At 64.2% G+C, this 16,251-nt stretch carries 12 protein-coding genes; 8 read left to right on the forward strand and 4 right to left on the reverse strand.

The window, feature by feature from the left end:
* Window position 1 precedes the first annotated feature (1 nt).
* Together QFZ57_RS11980 and secA are read left to right on the forward strand one after the other, a co-directional pair.
* Window positions 2-1,213, forward strand: a complete 1,212-nt coding sequence (locus QFZ57_RS11980) for a winged helix-turn-helix domain-containing protein (protein ID WP_306900414.1) — start codon at window positions 2-4, stop codon at window positions 1,211-1,213.
* Between the two features lie 99 nt (window positions 1,214-1,312).
* Window positions 1,313-4,054: a preprotein translocase subunit SecA gene (gene secA / locus QFZ57_RS11985; RefSeq protein WP_306630645.1), complete on the forward strand. Its 2,742-nt coding sequence runs from the start codon at window positions 1,313-1,315 to the stop codon at window positions 4,052-4,054.
* 113 nt (window positions 4,055-4,167) lie between these two features.
* Here secA and QFZ57_RS11990 read toward each other — a convergent pair whose 3' ends face one another.
* Together QFZ57_RS11990 and QFZ57_RS11995 are read right to left on the reverse strand one after the other, a co-directional pair.
* Entirely contained in the window at window positions 4,168-4,668 is a 501-nt protein-coding gene (locus QFZ57_RS11990) for an Rv3235 family protein (RefSeq protein ID WP_306630646.1), read from the reverse strand.
* A 144-nt stretch (window positions 4,669-4,812) separates the two neighbouring features.
* The gene (locus QFZ57_RS11995) at window positions 4,813-5,697 is read right to left on the reverse strand and encodes a LysM peptidoglycan-binding domain-containing protein (RefSeq protein WP_306900417.1); all 885 of its coding nucleotides are present in this window, start codon (window positions 5,695-5,697) and stop codon (window positions 4,813-4,815) included.
* 139 nt (window positions 5,698-5,836) lie between these two features.
* Between QFZ57_RS11995 and QFZ57_RS12000 the strand changes: the two genes are divergently transcribed.
* A complete protein-coding gene (locus tag QFZ57_RS12000) occupies window positions 5,837-6,406 on the forward strand; it encodes a hypothetical protein (RefSeq protein WP_306900420.1) in 570 nt (189 codons plus the stop codon).
* Between the two features lie 5 nt (window positions 6,407-6,411).
* On the opposite strand, the gene QFZ57_RS12005 is transcribed toward QFZ57_RS12000, so the two are convergent.
* Window positions 6,412-6,627, reverse strand: a complete 216-nt coding sequence (locus QFZ57_RS12005) for a helix-turn-helix domain-containing protein (RefSeq protein ID WP_306630649.1) — start codon at window positions 6,625-6,627, stop codon at window positions 6,412-6,414.
* 153 nt (window positions 6,628-6,780) lie between these two features.
* Between QFZ57_RS12005 and QFZ57_RS12010 the strand changes: the two genes are divergently transcribed.
* Genes QFZ57_RS12010 through QFZ57_RS12025 form a run of 4 tightly spaced genes read left to right on the forward strand, consistent with a single transcriptional unit; the run spans window position 6,781 to window position 15,126 of the window.
* Window positions 6,781-7,422 carry an SAF domain-containing protein gene (locus QFZ57_RS12010; protein ID WP_306900425.1) on the forward strand — a complete coding sequence of 214 codons (642 nt, stop codon included), beginning with the start codon at window positions 6,781-6,783 and terminating at the stop codon, window positions 7,420-7,422.
* Window positions 7,419-8,723 carry an AAA family ATPase gene (locus QFZ57_RS12015; protein ID WP_306900427.1) on the forward strand — a complete coding sequence of 435 codons (1,305 nt, stop codon included), beginning with the start codon at window positions 7,419-7,421 and terminating at the stop codon, window positions 8,721-8,723. The genes QFZ57_RS12010 and QFZ57_RS12015 overlap by 4 nt, the downstream gene beginning before the upstream one ends.
* 55 nt (window positions 8,724-8,778) lie before the next feature.
* Window positions 8,779-13,632 (forward strand): NAD-glutamate dehydrogenase, encoded by a 4,854-nt coding sequence (locus QFZ57_RS12020; protein WP_306900429.1) that lies wholly within the window; start codon window positions 8,779-8,781, stop codon window positions 13,630-13,632.
* A 27-nt stretch (window positions 13,633-13,659) separates the two neighbouring features.
* Window positions 13,660-15,126 (forward strand): sensor histidine kinase, encoded by a 1,467-nt coding sequence (locus QFZ57_RS12025; protein ID WP_306630653.1) that lies wholly within the window; start codon window positions 13,660-13,662, stop codon window positions 15,124-15,126.
* A 143-nt stretch (window positions 15,127-15,269) separates the two neighbouring features.
* Here the strand turns inward: QFZ57_RS12025 and QFZ57_RS12030 are convergent, their stop codons facing one another.
* Entirely contained in the window at window positions 15,270-15,518 is a 249-nt protein-coding gene (locus tag QFZ57_RS12030; RefSeq protein ID WP_015937605.1) for a WhiB family transcriptional regulator, read from the reverse strand.
* A gap of 229 nt (window positions 15,519-15,747) precedes the next feature.
* Here QFZ57_RS12030 and QFZ57_RS12035 point away from each other — a divergent pair, with 229 nt between their 5' ends.
* Entirely contained in the window at window positions 15,748-16,236 is a 489-nt protein-coding gene (locus QFZ57_RS12035) for a hypothetical protein (protein WP_373461236.1), read from the forward strand.
* Window positions 16,237-16,251: the final 15 nt, after the last annotated feature.

The following is a 16,251-nucleotide window of genomic DNA, read 5'->3' on the forward strand; positions in this document are numbered from 1 at the left end:
ATTGTCAGCAACGCTGAGCCTTGACCAGGCACGGCGGATCGCACTGGCAGCGCAGGGACTCCACAAAGGACGGCCCACCGGCCCCGTGACAGCACGGGCGGTGGGCCGTACTTTTGCCCGTCTCCAGCTCGTACAGATCGATTCCGTGAACGTACTGGTGCGCAGCCATTTCCTGCCCTTCTATTCCCGCCTGGGCAACTACGACCGTGACATCCTGCAGCGCATGTCCGGCAGCCACCCCCGCCGCATGCTGGAGTACTGGGCGCACGAGGCGAGCTACATCCGGCCGGAGCATTACCAGGACCTGCTTCTATGGCAAAAGCGGTCCTGGGTGGGCGCCGCCCGGCTGGACCCCGGGCTCCGCGATGACGTTGCGGCCAGGATCCTGGCGGTCCTCGCCCGGTCCCGGCCGATGACGGCCTCTGAACTGACTGCCCGGATCGGGCATGTGGAGGAAAAACAGACGGCCAACTGGGGGTGGAACTGGAACGCAGTGAAACGGGTCCTGGAACACCTCTTCGAAGAAGGGCTGGTATCGGCGGCCTCCAGGACCGGGCAATTCGAGCGCAGGTACACGTTGACGTCCAAAGTCCTCCCAAACCCGGCCGCAGCGGGAGGGGAAGCGGACCCAACAGCTGCACTTCACCGGCTGACCGAAGCGGCCGCGCGGGCGCACGGAATCGGAAGCATCCGCTGCTTCGCCGACTACTTCCGCATTCCGGTCAAGGCCACGGCGCTGGCCGTTTCGCATCTGGTGGAGCAAGGCAGGCTGGAGCCGGTTACCGTGGCGGGCTGGGGGCGGGAGGTCTTCCGGCACGTGGAAGCGGCACTGCCACGGCGTGCCACCGGCCGCGCGCTGTTGAGCCCGTTCGACTCCCTGGTCTTTGAACGCCGGCGCCTCCTGGAACTGTTCGGCTTCCATTACCGGATCGAGATCTACACGCCGGAGCCCAAACGGCGCTTCGGCTACTACGTCCTGCCTTTCCTGCTGCGCGACAGGATCGTGGCCCGCGTTGACTTGAAGGCGGACCGGGCTGGCGGCCGGCTGCTGGTGAGATCCGCCTTTGCCGAGCCGGACGCACCGGCGGACACCGCCGTCGAACTCGCTGCTGAGCTGAAGCTGATGGGTGACTGGCTTGGCCTGCCTGGAGTGGACGTGGGGCCTGCAGGTGACCTTTCTACCGGGCTGGCACGGGAGCTGGCACGCCTGTAACGAGTATCCGCTCTCAGGGAAAAGGGAAACCGGCTGCGTGTCTCTCCCGTAGACTGAACACGCCAGAATTCGGCGGCATGAGACTGGGAGCATCTTCACGTGGCATCACTTATCGAAAAAATTCTCCGCACGGGTGACAAGAAAACACTCCGGCAGCTGCGGAACTATGCCGACTCCATCAACGCCCTCGAAGACTCGTTCAAGACATTTACCGACGCCGAGCTGCGCGAGGAGACTGACCGCCTCCGCGAACGCCACGGGGACGGCGAAAAGCTCGAGGACCTGCTTCCGGAGGCCTTTGCCGCCGTGCGCGAAGCATCCTCGCGGACCTTGGGCATGCGCCACTTCGATGTCCAGCTGATGGGCGGCGCTGCCCTGCATCTGGGCAACATCGCTGAAATGAAGACCGGTGAAGGCAAGACCCTGGTGGCGACCGCTCCCGCCTACCTGAATGCCCTCACCGGCAAGGGCGTCCACGTGGTCACGGTTAACGACTACCTCGCCGAATACCAGTCCGAACTCATGGGCCGCGTCTACCGCTTCCTTGGCCTGACCAGCGGCGTCATCCTTGCCAACCAGGACCCCTCCGTACGCCGCCAGCAGTACGCCGCCGACATCACCTATGGAACCAACAACGAGTTCGGGTTCGATTACCTGCGCGACAACATGGCCTGGGACCGAAACGAATTGGTCCAGCGCGGCCACAACTTCGCCATCGTCGACGAAGTTGACTCCATCCTTATCGACGAGGCCCGCACGCCGCTGATCATCTCCGGACCGGCGCAGGGGGACACCAACCGCTGGTACAGCGAATTCGCCAAAGTGGTGCTCCGGCTGCAGCCCGGGAAGGACTACGAAGTCGATGAAAAGAAGCGCACGGTGGGCGTCCTGGAGAGCGGGATCGAAAAGGTCGAGGACTACCTTGGCATCTCCAACCTGTACGAATCCGCAAACACCCCGCTGATCGGGTTCCTGAACAACGCCATCAAGGCCAAGGAGCTGTTCAAGCGGGACAAGGACTACGTCATCCTGGACGGCGAGGTCCTGATCGTTGACGAGCACACCGGCCGCATCCTGGCCGGCCGGCGCTACAACGAGGGCATGCACCAGGCGATCGAGGCCAAGGAAGGCGTCGAGATCAAAGCGGAAAACCAGACCCTGGCCACCGTGACGCTGCAGAACTACTTCCGCATGTACAGCAAGCTTTCAGGCATGACCGGTACCGCCGAGACTGAGGCGGCCGAGTTCATGAGCACCTACAAGCTGGGTGTTGTGGCCATCCCCACCAACCGGGACATGCAGCGGATCGACCAGTCGGACCTCGTGTTCAAGAACGAGGTTGTAAAGTTCGACGCCGTGGTGCGCGATATCGCCGAACGGCACGAAAAAGGCCAGCCGGTCCTCGTGGGCACCACCAGCGTGGAGAAGAGCGAGTACCTGTCCAAGCTGCTCGCCAAGGAAGGCATCCGCCACGAGGTCCTGAACGCCAAGAACCATGCCCGGGAAGCTGCCATTGTTGCCCAGGCCGGCCGGAAGGGCGCTGTCACCGTGGCCACCAACATGGCCGGCCGCGGCACGGACATCATGCTGGGCGGCAACGCCGAGTTCACCGCCGTCGCCGAACTCGCCCAGCGCGGGCTGGACCCGGAGGAGAACTCGGAAGAATACGAAGCAGCCTGGCCGGCGGCGCTTGAAGCTGCAAAGCAGTCCGTGAAGGACGAACACGAGGAAGTCCTGGATCTCGGGGGCCTCTACGTCCTGGGCACCGAGCGCCACGAATCGCGCCGCATCGACAACCAGCTCCGCGGACGTTCCGGCCGCCAGGGTGACCCCGGCGAATCCAGGTTCTATCTCTCGCTGACGGATGACCTCATGCGGCTCTTCAACTCCGGAGCTGCGGAACGGCTGATGAACAGCTCAGTCCCGGACGACGTCGCGCTGGAGTCAAAACTTGTGTCGCGTGCCATCGCTTCTGCCCAGGGACAGGTGGAAGGCCGTAACGCCGAGCAGCGCAAGAACGTGCTTAAGTACGACGACGTCCTCAACCGCCAGCGCGAAGCCATCTACAGCGACCGCCGGCGCATCCTGGAAGGCGACGACCTGCACGAGAAGGTGCAGTTCTTCATTGAGGACACCATCACGGCCCTGATCGATGCCGCAACCGCCGAAGGGAACGGCGACGACTGGGACTTCCACCAGCTGTGGACAAATCTCAAGACGCTCTACCCGGTCAGCGTCACGGCTGAAGACATCATCGAAGAAGCGGGCGGCAAGCCCGGGGTGACGGTGGAGCTGCTGAAGGAGGAGATTCTCTCCGACGCCCGCCTGGTATATCAGGCCCGTGAGGAGGTCATCGGCTCCGAAAGCATGCGCGAGCTCGAGCGCAGGGTGGTCCTTTCCGTCATTGGCCGCAAGTGGCAGGAACACCTGTACGAGATGGACTATCTCAAGGAAGGCATTGGCCTGCGCGCCATGGCGCAGCGCGATCCGCTGGTGGAGTACCAGCGCGAGGGTTTCGCCATGTTCCAAAGCATGATGGAAGCCATCCGGGAGGAAAGCGTCGGTTTCCTCTTCAACCTTGAGGTTGAAGTAACCCCCGCCCAGGATGTCGTAGTGCCGGACGCTGCCGGGGGCCACACAGAGCACGTTGACCCGCAGGTTCACGCCGCTGGCCTTGAGGCCCCCGAGAGGCCGGCGCAGCTGCAGTACACGGCTCCCAGTGAGAGCGGCGAAACCCAGACCCGCGTGGAAACCCAGTCCGGAGGCGGACGCTCCGGCAACCCCGCCAAGGCAGCCGCCCAGGATGCAACCAAACGCCCCGCGAAGAAGAAAAAGCGCTAGCAGAACAGTTGTAGACAGCCGCTGGCGGCGGCAGGAGGGCAGGGGCGCACGCGTCCCTGCCCTCCTTGCATGTCGTCTGCCCCGTGTCCTGGTTCGTACCTGCTTGCAAGGGGTCAGCCGATGACGAGTTCAACGATCCGCCACACCTGCTTGCTGCGCTCCAGCCGGACAGCAACGGCACGGGCGCGGACATCGTCCACCACCACAGCAGTGGCCTCATAGATCCCGTCCGCAACCTCACAGACCCGTACGGAGCGGACTGTCGAATTCCGATGGAGCCGGGCCAAAGCAGGATTGCCCGTCCTGGTGAGTTCCCGCCGGATCAGCGCTGCCCGGTGCTGCAATGATGCCAGGCAGCGCGGATCCAGGCGCCGCGCCAACTGGTGGAGCGGGCGGATTCCGGCCAGGACTTCCATGGAAGCTTGCACCGTCCCGCGGGTAATGGCCCTGACCTCGGCAGCCTCGCTGACGGGCCGCAGGGATGGTGTGTTCGTCCCGGGGGATTGGCCCAGTGGGGTCGCTGATGCAGGCCGGGCATTTTCGATGCTGCTCCCTCCTTGCCGGGTGTTGGCGGCCGGCCCCTGGGCGGCCAGGGCAGGTGTCACTGCGGTCATGTTGTTCCCCTTGGTTGGATTTGCTGGTGGTCCGGGTGGCCGGGCGCGATTGGTGATGGCATGCACCGGATGGCGGATAGCGGATGGCGGATGGCGGGTGGACCAGAGGGCAAGGCCGGCCCGGCAAGATAATGGAACCGGCCGTCACGCTGCCGGAGCCTGGAGTATCTGGCCTGGAAGCAGGACATCCGGACACCCCCCGATCAGCGCCCGGTTCGCTGCGTACCACCGCGGCCATTCAAGAGCTATGTCCACGTCCGATGCGTCCGGTCCCAGGTAGGTAGCTACGATGTCCCATAACGTGTCGCCGGCGAGTACGGTCACTGCCTTCACCTGCCCGTGCGTGTCACGTCCGCCCATCTCGGACCCGGCCGTGGTCCTGGCCTCCGGTGCGGCCAGCAAGCCGGGATCCACCACAGGGCGAGCAGGCTGCCATCCCGGGCTGAGAGTGATGGCGGGTGGCTGGCTGCCGGATTCCCAGGGCGGCGCCTGGCCGTCGGGAGCGGGTAATGGTGCTTCCGCTGGAAGCGGCCGGGTTGGGACGTGCGTGTCGTATGGGCCATGCCCCGCCGTATGCTGTTGGGCATTTTCCGGGGCTGCAGAATGTGACGGCGCCGACGACGAGTAGTCCTGTGTTGGCGTCCACTCGGGCCCTGGCGTGATTGCGGACGCATTTGCAGCGGCGCCTGCCATGAGTTGCATCGAGAGTGCGGCAACCACTGCCCGCTGCATGAATGCGGGTGACAGCCTTCGGGCTGCCGCCGCAGCCCGGCGTCGTCCAAGGCGTTCCAGTAGAACCGCTGCTGAGGCACTCAGGATGGAAAAAGCCCACCAAAGCAAAAGGCCAATACCTGCAGCTGCGGTGGCGGCTGCCAGGAGGACTTCCATCGATGTGTCCTGGTGGCGTGCAGTGGATTCCTGCCATTGCGCGAGCAGGCCCGCTCCGAGGAAGCAGAGCAAAATTCCCAACGCCAGCAAGGCGAGCGCCGTAACGGCATCGGACCACCGCTTCCCCCCGAAGTACGCCATTAGATTTCCTTTGATGTCATTTGACGCTGTTTGATGCTGCTTGAATCAGTCTGGACCGCCTTTGAAGTATTTGTCCATACGTTGGAATGAAAAAGGTGGGCACGTTGACGGCCCTGCCGGGGGGCCCTACGCTGGCGGAATGCGCTGGGATGCACTGTTCAATGACATGGAAAGCCAGCTCGCGGAGGCCGATCGCCTGGCGCTCGAAACGGAGATCAATGAGCGGACGCGGGCCGAAATGGTGAGCCTGCCCCTTGAGGACAGGCTGCGCGCAGCGGTCGGATACAGGATCGGCGTCCACCTCATCTGCGGCGAATCGGTGCACGGGGAATTGAAGCATGCCGGAGCGGACGCGCTGGTCCTGGATGAAGACCAGTACCAAGTGCTCATTCCCTACTCGGCGGCAGCCCGGTATGTAGGGCTGGGCAGGCACGCGCGGGCGGAGAACTCACCGGTCCGCCGTTCGATCGGTCTGGCTCATGCCCTGCGTGGACTGGCCCGCGACCGGGCAGAATTATCGGTGACGATTGGCGGTGGAGGCGGAGGCGTGCGGGTGGCCGGCGTTATCGACCGGGTGGGCAGGGATTACTTCGACCTGGCCACAGTCATCCCAGGCGAGGCGCGGAGGAGCCAAAGCGTTGGCCAGGTATCAGCCATACCTTTCACGGCGCTGGCCATAATCAGGTCGCACAAGGCCGGCGGAATCTAGCTGCGTCAAACAGACTTGGAACGTGATTCCTTGATCATGCGGCTGGCCTCGGCATAGCGTTCCTCGATGTACTGCTCCAGCATTTTCTCTTCAACCCGCCACTGCCCCCGGCCACCCACCTGGATGGCCTTCAGCTCACCGCTGCGGACCAGGGCGTAGGCGGCAGGAGAGTTGATCTGGAGCTGCTCCGCGACGTCTGCGAGCGTTAGGAACCTGGGCATGCACCCATTTTGCCACCACAGGGCACAGTTTGCGTCCGTTATCCACAGTTTGGAGTGATTTACGTAAATGACTTTTGTTCCCCGGGCCTTGCGGTAACAATGAGGAGTCCGGCCACAGCGGGCAGGTCCGGTATGTCCATGGGGGAGAACGGTATGGTTCCTGAATCGAGTGCCACTGCAGCACGGCTTAAGCGTCCGTCGTGGAAGGACCCGCGGCTGCTGGTGGGTATTCTCCTGGTCCTGGTGTCCGTTGCGGGAGTCATTTTCCTTGTTGGAAGTGCTGACCGCACCACGGAGGTCTACGCGGCGCGGGATGGCATTGCTGTTGGAGAGCGCCTGACGCCGGAGAATGTGGTCCGCGCCAAGGTCCGGCTGGGCGACACCGAGCAGCATTACATCACGGTCGAGGCCAGTCTGCCCCAGGGCGTTGTCGCTACGCAAAGGATCGCAAAGGACCAGTTGGTCCCCAGGGCAAGCCTTGGTGAGGTGGACCAGTTGGACCGGAAGCCCGTTGCCCTCAGCATCGAGCAGACCTTGCCGTCACAGGCAGTTGCCGGCGCCCGGGTGGACGTCTGGGTTGCCCAGCCGGACGCCAAGAATGGATTCAGCGAGCCCAAACTCATTCTTCCCGGTGCGGAAATCGCTGAGGTCACCACTGGCTCCACCGCCCTTGGGTCGTCAAAGACTACCGTGCTGATGGTCCTTGTGGAGGACAAGCAGATGCCTGCGCTGCTGGGCGCCCAGGCCAATGAGGCCAAGATATCCGTGGTGTGGAATCCGGGTGGCGCCCGATGAGCATCCCCGTTGTCACCGTAGGCCAGAGCCGCGAGGACCTGGTGGGTGGCCTCGAAAGACTGCATGGCCCGGTCACGGTGGTTCGGAGGTGCGCTGAACTTCCCGAGCTGCTTGCTGCCTGCCAGAGCGGACTGGCCAGGGCCGCTGTAGTGGCTGATGGTTCCGAAGGGCTGACTGCTTCCTTCGTCGACCGCCTTGGGGCTGTGGGTGTGGCAATCGTTGCGCTGACCGATGATGCGGAGGAGGCAGCCAGGCTCCGCAAAATAGGGGTTGCCTCTGCCCTTACGGGGGTTGCGTCCACGGAGCTTTCGGACAGGATAGCGGATGCCGTCGCCCAGCTGAGTGGCGCGGTTCGGCCCGCCAGCCTGAGCGCGGACGCGGATTGCGGGGCTGCGCTGGCAACAGATCCCGTTGTGCCGGAACCTGACGCCGAGGGGCACGGGACCGGAAAGATCATCGTTGTCTGGGGTCCCGCCGGAGCTCCGGGAAGGACCACGGTCGCGGTGAACATCGCCGGGGAACTGGCGGCCGACGGCCGGGCGGTCCTGCTGGTCGACGCCGACACGTACGGTGCCAGCGTGGCGGCAGTGCTGGGTCTCCTGGATGAGTCAGCCGGACTGGCCCAGGCGTGCAGGCTTGCCGACCAGGGCCTGCTGGACGCAGACGCACTGAGGAAGGTGGCTGCGACGGTCGCCACCAGGGCCGGTACGTTCCGGGTGCTGACGGGCACTACCCGGGCAGATCGATGGACAGAGCTCCGCGCCCCTGCCTTGGCGCTGGTCCTCGAGCGGGCCCGGCAAATTGCCGATGTGGTGGTGGTGGACACCGGCTTCTGCCTGGAAGCGGACGAGGAACTGAGCTTCGACACCATGGCCCCGCGACGAAATGCGTCGACACTGCGCCCGCTGGAACTGGCTGACACGGTCTACGCCATTGGCGCTGCTGATCCTGTAGGCGTACCGCGGATGGTACGCGCACTTGCCGAGCTGGAAGGTGCGGTGCCACAGGCGTCACCCACTGTCGTCATGAACAAGGTGCGTTCCTCCTCTGTGGGGAGGGCCCCGGAGCGCCAGCTGAGGGACGCCTGGGAAAGGTATGGCCCCGCCTCCGCACTTAAAGCGTTCCTCCCTTACGACCCCGCAGCCGCCGATGCGGCCCTCCTGGCAGGTTCGCTGCTGCTTGAAGCGTCCCCAGAGTCGACTCTCCGCCGCGCCATCCGGGACCTGGTTTGTGCACCCGACCAGCGAAAACCCAAATGGTCTGTAATTTCTTCCACACCGCGGCGAAGATCAAAGGACTAGGCTCGCCATAAGAGCTGCAACGGTGCGGCGGATATCTCTGATGGAGGCGTTGTCGATGTCGTCTGGATCCAGTGTGGAGGACCAGCCCCTCTCCATTGAAGGCCTTGGAGGCTTCATGGGGGACTACTACCAGCACCTGGCTGAGGAAGATGCCCGAAGCTACCCCCGAGATGTCCTGGAGGCCCGGGCGGGGGAGCACCGCCGGGCAGCATCCGCACGGCAGCCCGGACAGGCAAAAATCTCGATCATCGACGAAGAGGACAGCAGCGTCATTCTCGTTGTCACCGATGACATGCCGTTTCTTGTTGATTCGGTGAACGCGGAACTCGTCCGGCAGCACGCGGCCATCAAACTCGTTGTCCACCCGCTCTTCGTGGCCACGAGGAACCGGGAAAGCGGTGAACTGGTCAAGGTCAACAGGGTTCCGGCGCACCTTGGCATATCAAGCGGGGACACTGCGGCAATGCCTAACCTTTCCCACCTCATTGCCCAGGGCGAAAACGCCTCGCACATGGAGTCGTGGATCGCCGTCGAAATCCACCGCGTCTCGGATGAAGCGAAGAAGGCACTGCTCGATGGCCTTACCCGGGTGTTGAAAGACGTGCGGGCCGCCGTCGAGGACTGGCCCAAAATGCGCCAAAAGGCACTGGAAATCGCCGAAAGCCTGGACCGGGTGGCCAATCCCGCACAGATTGCCGAACTGCGGCAGGCCAAGGACCTGCTGCGGTGGCTTGACGACGGAAACTTCACCTTCCTTGGCTACCGTGAGTACGATCTGCTCAACGTTGATGGCGAAGACGTCCTCGAACTGCGCGAAGACAGCGGTCTCGGCCTGCTGCGCGCCGCAGCCGACTCCCCCCACATCCAGCACCTCACTGACACCGGCCGCAAGAAGGCGCGGGAAAAGCGCGCCCTTGTCATCACCAAAGCCAATTCACGTTCAACGGTGCACCGCTCGGCCTACCTGGACTACATCGGCATCAAGAGCTTCGACGCCGCGGGTAATGTCAACGGCGAGCGCCGGTTCATTGGACTCTTCGCCACCAGTGCCTATGCCGGCTCCGTCCGGGACATTCCCATTGTCCGGGAGAAGGTGGACGCTGTGCTGCAGAGCGCAGGCTTCCCGCCCGACTCGCACTCCGGCAAGGACCTCCTGGGAATTCTGGAAACCTACCCCCGCGACGAACTCTTCCAGATCGAAATCCCCGACCTCGCCGCAACCGCGCTCGGAATCCAGAAACTGCAGGAACGGCGGCGCACCCGCCTGTTCCTGAGGCCTGACATCTACGGCCGGTTCATGTCCGCCGTCGTCTACCTGCCCCGCGACCGTTACACCACCAATGTCAGGCTCCGCATCGAACAGGAACTGCGGGAAACGTTCGAAGCCGTCTCGATCGACTACGAAGCCCGCATGACCGAGTCGGCGCTGGCACGTTTGTTCTTCCGAATCCGGCTGCCCAAGGACGCCGACGTCAGCAACGTCAACAGCGATGAGCTTGAGAAGCGGCTGGTCCGGGCTGCCAGGTCCTGGAGTGAAGGCATCGCGGAAGTCCTGCGTGAGGGGCGGGACGCGACCGAGGCCAAGGAACTCGCCGCTATTTGGGCCGAGGCGTTTCCTGCGGGCTACCGGGTGGACTACGAGGTCGAGGACGCGCTGGAGGATATCGCGCGTTTCGAGAAGTACGGGGCTGCGGCGGAGCGGAGTACCGGCGCGCATCAGGACCGGCCCGGTGTTCACGTGTACCTTCCCGAAGGGGCCGGCGCCACCCTTGAGGAGGATGCCCGGGTCAAGCTATACATGCTGGAGCCCAAGAGCCTCAGCCAGATCCTTCCCTACTTCCACAACCTCGGGCTCGAGGTCCTGGACGAACGCCCGTTTGAAATCGAAACGGCGGACCACCGGGACTTCTTCCTTTATGACCTGGGGTTGAAGTATCCGGCCGGCGTGGACCCGGTGTCCACGGGAGAGCTCCTTGCCGAATCCTTTGGCGCGGCTGTGACCGGCGCTGCCGAATCGGACAGCTTTGACCGCCTGGTGTTAAGGGAGGGCCTGCACTGGCGGCAGATTACAGTACTGCGCGCCTATGCCCGTTACATGCGCCAGATGGGCAACAGCAGCTCCTTCGGCTTCATGGCGGACACCCTCCTGGCGAACCCGGACGTGACAAGAGGCCTCACAGCTCTCTTTGCCGCCCGCTTTGATCCGGCACTGACCGAGGAAGGGCGGTCTGAGGCACAGGCGTCAGTGCGGCAGCAGCTGGCGGTATCCATCGAGAAGGTCGCAACCCTTGATGCCGACCGTGTGCTGCGCACCTTCGTCAACCTCATTGAGGGCACCCTTCGTACCAACTTCTACCAGGACAAGCCGCACCTGAGCTTCAAGCTGAATCCGTCCGGGATCGAAGGCCTGCCGTTCCCGCGGCCGATGTTCGAGATCTGGGTGTACTCGCCACGGGTGGAGGGCGTGCACCTTCGGTTTGGCAAGGTGGCGCGTGGCGGTCTCCGGTGGTCCGACCGGCGGGAGGATTTCCGGACAGAGGTCCTGGGCCTGGTGAAGGCGCAAACGGTCAAGAACGCCGTTATTGTGCCCACCGGCGCAAAGGGCGGCTTCTTCGCCAAGCAGCTTCCCGATCCCTCCACGGACCGCGCGGCCTGGATGGCTGAAGGCGTCGAGAGCTACAAGACCTTCATCCGGGGGCTGCTGGATCTTACTGACAACCTTCATACTGAAGGCGACCGCGAGCGGCTCGTGCCGCCGTCGGACGTTATCAGACATGACGACGACGACTCCTATCTTGTGGTCGCGGCGGACAAGGGAACGGCTACTTTTTCGGACATCGCCAACGGCCTCTCCGCGGAGTACGGATTCTGGCTGGGCGACGCATTCGCCTCCGGCGGCTCCGTGGGTTACGACCACAAAGCCATGGGCATCACGGCACGGGGAGCCTGGGAATCGGTGAAGCGGCACTTCAGTGAGCTGGACCTGGATACGCAGACCGAGCCGTTCACCGTGGTGGGCGTGGGGGACATGTCAGGCGACGTGTTCGGCAACGGGATGCTCCTGTCCCGGCACATCCGCCTGCTTGCCGCATTCGACCACCGGCACATCTTCCTGGACCCCAACCCGGACGAGGAATCCTCATTCGTGGAGCGGCAGAGGCTGTTCGAGCTGCCCAGGTCCTCGTGGGACGACTACGACAAATCGCTGATCAGCGAAGGCGGCGGGGTCTTCGCCCGGCAGGCCAAGTCCATTCCCGTGTCCACGCAGGTGCGTGCCGCCTTGGGGCTCCCGGCGGACACCACCGAACTCAGCCCTCCCGAGCTGCTGCGTGCCATCCTGCTGGCACCTGCCGACCTTCTCTACAACGGCGGGATCGGAACCTACGTCAAGGCGAGCTCGGAATCCAACGCATCGGTGGGGGATAAAGCCAACGATGCGATCCGCGTGGACGGCCGGGACCTGCGGGTCAAGGTGGTGGGCGAAGGCGGCAACCTGGGCATGACCCAGCGCGGCCGGATCGAGGCAGCTTTGCAGGGCGTCATTCTCAACACGGACGCGATCGACAACTCGGCCGGCGTGGACTGCTCCGACCACGAGGTGAACATCAAGATCTTCGTGGACCGGATGGTCGCGGCCGGCAAGCTGGCTGCCGGGGAACGGGCCGACTTCCTGGCCTCCATGACTGATGAGGTGGGCCGGCTGGTCCTCGAAGACAACATCGACCAGAACATCCTGCTCCTGAACGACCGGACCCGGGTGGCGGAGTGGAGCCCGAGTTACGAGCGGCTCATGGACTGGCTGGAGAAGAGCGCGGATCTGAACCGGGACCTGGAGGCGCTGCCCACCACGGCGACGCTGCGGGACCGCCTGCAGCAGGGGCAGGGTCTGACGTCTCCGGAGCTGTCGGTGCTGGCCGCCTACGCCAAGATTGAGCTGGCATCGGCGCTGCGGGACAGCGACCTTGCCGACGACCCCTGGTTCCGGCAGACGCTGCGTTCCTACTTCCCGCATCAGCTGCGCGAACGCTTTGACGCGGAGCTGGACACGCACCCCCTGCGCCGGGAGATCATCGCCACGGTGGTGGCCAACGACATGATCAACCTTGGCGGGATCACCTTCGCCTTCCGCGTCATGGAGGAGACCTCCGCCAGCGAAGTGGCCGTCGCCAAGGCTTTCGTAGCACTGCGCGAGGTGTACGAACTCGATGCGATGGTGGCGGAGCTGAACAGCCTGCCCGCCTCGTTCCCCACGGAGCACTGGAGCACCGTCCACCTGGACATCCGCCGGCTGCTGGACCGGGCGGTCCGGTGGTTGTTGAGCCAGGAGAGCGTTACACGCCCCATCGCTGACGTGGTGGCCGAATTCAAGCCGCTCATGGATCCGATGCGGGCCCGGCTGCTGGACTACCTGCGCGGCGATGACCGCGAGCGGGTGGCGGAGTGGCTGGCGAAGGGCCGCGAGTGGGAACTCCCCGAAGGCCTTGCCCTGCGCTGGGCCGAGTTGTTCGAGAGCTTTGTGCTGCTGGACATCGCCAAGATTGCCCGGTCACGGAAAGACCGGGTCGAGGAGATCGCCGCCGTTTACTACACGGTGTTCAACCGCTTCCATGCAGATTCGCTGCTGGAGCGGATCAGCAGCCTGCCCCGGCAGGACCGGTGGCAGGCGCTGGCACGGGCGGCCTTGCGTGATGACCTGTACTCAACGGTGTCGGATATGACGACGGCGGTGCTGGACGCCACGTCTGGCGGGGACTCATCCGATGCACGGCTCAAGGATTGGGAGGCACAGAATGCCGAGCAATTGGGCAGGGCAAAGAGCATGTTTGATGAGGTGAATGCCCTGGAGGCCGACGACATGGCTTCACTGTCGGTAGCATTGAGGCTCTTGAGGTCAATCGTCCGACGCTAGCAATCCGGCGTCGCAATTGGAGGTGCAGTGGCAATCTTTACGGACCCCATCAGGGAACACGCTGATTTCGGGCCGGGCGATGCCGAATGGCTGCACCTCCTGGTGGGGGACTGGCAGATGGTCGCGGACCTCGCGTTCGCCGACCTGGCGCTCTGGTTCCCCCACCCGGACCTTGGCTATATCGCCCTGGCACACGTGCGCCCCTCGACCACGCACACGGCCTTCCACAGCGACTTTGTGGGCGAGGGAATCCGGTCCGACCTGCAGCCGCTTGTAGACAAGGCCTGGAATTCACGGTCCATTGAGCGGTCCAGCGAGACGAACTGGAACAGCGAAATGGCGCTGCGGGTGGAGGCCGTCCCCATGGTCCGCAACGGCCGGACCCTTGCCGTGGTCACCACCCACATGGACCTCTCCAGCTCGCGGATGCCGTCCCGGCTGGAACTCACCTACCGCCAGTGCGCCTACGACCTCCTGCGGATGGGCACGCTGGGGTTGTGGCCGGACTTTGCCTCACCTACCGGTTCCCGCCGGGGTGCTCCCCGCGTGGGGGATGGGCTTATCAGGCTGGACGCCGATGGCGTGGTGCAGTACGCCAGTCCGAACGGAGTTTCAGCCTTCAGGCGCCTGGGTGACGGCGAATCCCTGGAAGGACGCTCGCTCGCCGAAGTCACCGCCGGCCTGCTCAAGGACCGGCGCATGGTCGATGAGACCCTGCCACTGGTGGTCACCGGGCGCATGCCCTGGCGCAGTGAGATCGAGTCCCGCGGGGTCAGCCTGTCTCTCCGGGCCATTCCGCTCCGGGACGAACAGCAGCGGTTCGGTGCGCTGGTTCTCTGCCGAGACGTCTCCGAGCTGCGCCGGCGTGAGATGGAACTGGTGACCAAGGACGCCACTATCCGGGAGATCCACCACAGGGTCAAGAACAATCTTCAGACCGTGGCCGCGCTATTGCGGATGCAGTCCAGGCGCATGGTCAGCGATGAGGCCAAGCAGGGCCTGGAGCAGGCGATGCGGCGGGTGGCCACGATTGCGCTGGTTCACGAAACGTTGTCGCAGGGCCTGACGCAGAGTGTTGATTTCGACGAACTGATCGGGCGCCAGTTCCGTCTGTCCGCCGAGGTGGCTTCCCCCTCCCAGCAGGTCAGGACCGAACGCTCCGGCACGTTCGGTGAACTCCCGAGTGACCTCGCCACCCCGCTCGCCCTGGTCATTAACGAACTGGTGACCAACGCCGTGGAGCACGGGCTTGAGGGAAGGGCAGGAACAGTCTGGCTTCTTGCCGATCGGTCCGAAGGGGACGACGGCGAAGAGTTGACCGTCACCATTGCCGACGACGGTGTGGGGCTTCCGCAGACCCCACACGTTGAGGGGCTCGGCCTTCAAATTGTGCGGACGCTTGTCACCAGCGAGCTGGGCGGCACCATTACCTGGGAGCGCCGCGAGGGCGGGGGGACCGAGGTCAAGATCCGGCTCAGCCTGGAAGGGAAGTAGGCGGCGGTCCCGGCCCCGGGACCCGCCGGCCGGGATCGCAAGGTAAAATAGACAGAGGCCCCGGGACAATCCAATCTGGATTGTCCCGGGGCCTCTGTCGTCCGGTTACTTCGACCTCTGCCGACCGCCGGTGCTGGGCTTTCCTAGGAGGCGCGGCGGGCGCGGGCCGCGCGCCGCTTGAGGGCACGGCGCTCGTCTTCGCTCATGCCGCCCCAGACGCCGGCGTCCTGGCCGGACTCGAGGGCCCACTGCAGGCAGGTGTCTACGACCGGGCACCGGCGGCAAACGCTCTTGGCTTCCTCGATCTGCAGGAGGGCTGGTCCCGTATTCCCGACGGGGAAGAACAGTTCCGGGTCCTTTTCGAGGCACGCTGCGCGGTTACGCCAATCCATGCTGATCAGTTGCTCCATTTCTGGGAAATGCCTTTGTGAAATTATTCACTAGTGGCTACAAAGGAAAAGGGCCCTTTGGGCCCCCTTGGTCATCTGGATCAAGCCTGTCATGTTAACGCCATGTAAACAAGGGGTAATAACGCTTGATATCCGTTGAAACCTGAGCGATGCATCACACTGTCGGCACCCGCCCTCACCAGTCTCCGACTATGTCCGGTAGGGTGCCAGTGTGTCAAGACCCCCGGTAAATCCAGCAGGTTCCCCATCTTCTCCTGACGAGCCCCGAAACGGGCCTGACCGTTCGGACGGAGGTCGTTCGGACACCGTCCCGGCCGCGGCCAAGGTGGTGGCACTGGTTGCTGCTGTTGAGGCGACGGCTCTCCTCACTGCGGCCGGATGGTACGGCTACGAGTTGCTCAGCGGGAGCCCCGTGTTGTCGTTCTGGGGTGCCGTCTTCACGCTGGGCCTCCTGCTGGCTTTTTCCGCCTGGCTGTATGCCGTGGCTGTCTTTCTTTACAGGGGCTACCGGTGGACCAGGGCGGCTGCGCTGGTGGCCCAATTGTTCGTCCTGACCGTAGGGGTACCGGCCTTAACCAGCGGCCTGGTCCTTGCCGGGCTGGCCATGGTTGTTCCCGCGGTTACCGTCATCGTTCTCCTGTTCTCCCGCACTGTCATCGACCATGCCTCCCGGACCGGAAGCGCACCTCCTGCCCTTTGACCTGATACCCGGCAC

The organism is Arthrobacter sp. B1I2 (genome assembly GCF_030816485.1).
In the GTDB taxonomy this organism is placed as follows: Bacteria; Actinomycetota; Actinomycetes; order Actinomycetales; family Micrococcaceae; genus Arthrobacter.

Bases quoted from the DNA above. Each gene is read 5' to 3' on its own strand.
- QFZ57_RS12030 (WP_015937605.1), bottom strand. From the start codon at position 15,518: ATGGATTGGCGTAACCGCGCAGCGTGCCTCGAAAAGGACCCGGAACTG.
- QFZ57_RS12000 (WP_306900420.1), top strand. From the start codon at position 5,837: ATGCGCTGGGATGCACTGTTCAATGACATGGAAAGCCAGCTCGCGGAG.
- QFZ57_RS12010 (WP_306900425.1), top strand. From the start codon at position 6,781: ATGGTTCCTGAATCGAGTGCCACTGCAGCACGGCTTAAGCGTCCGTCG.
- QFZ57_RS12020 (WP_306900429.1), top strand. From the start codon at position 8,779: ATGTCGTCTGGATCCAGTGTGGAGGACCAGCCCCTCTCCATTGAAGGC.
- QFZ57_RS12005 (WP_306630649.1), bottom strand. From the start codon at position 6,627: ATGCCCAGGTTCCTAACGCTCGCAGACGTCGCGGAGCAGCTCCAGATC.
- QFZ57_RS11990 (WP_306630646.1), bottom strand. From the start codon at position 4,668: ATGACCGCAGTGACACCTGCCCTGGCCGCCCAGGGGCCGGCCGCCAAC.
- QFZ57_RS11995 (WP_306900417.1), bottom strand. From the start codon at position 5,697: ATGGCGTACTTCGGGGGGAAGCGGTGGTCCGATGCCGTTACGGCGCTC.
- QFZ57_RS12015 (WP_306900427.1), top strand. From the start codon at position 7,419: ATGAGCATCCCCGTTGTCACCGTAGGCCAGAGCCGCGAGGACCTGGTG.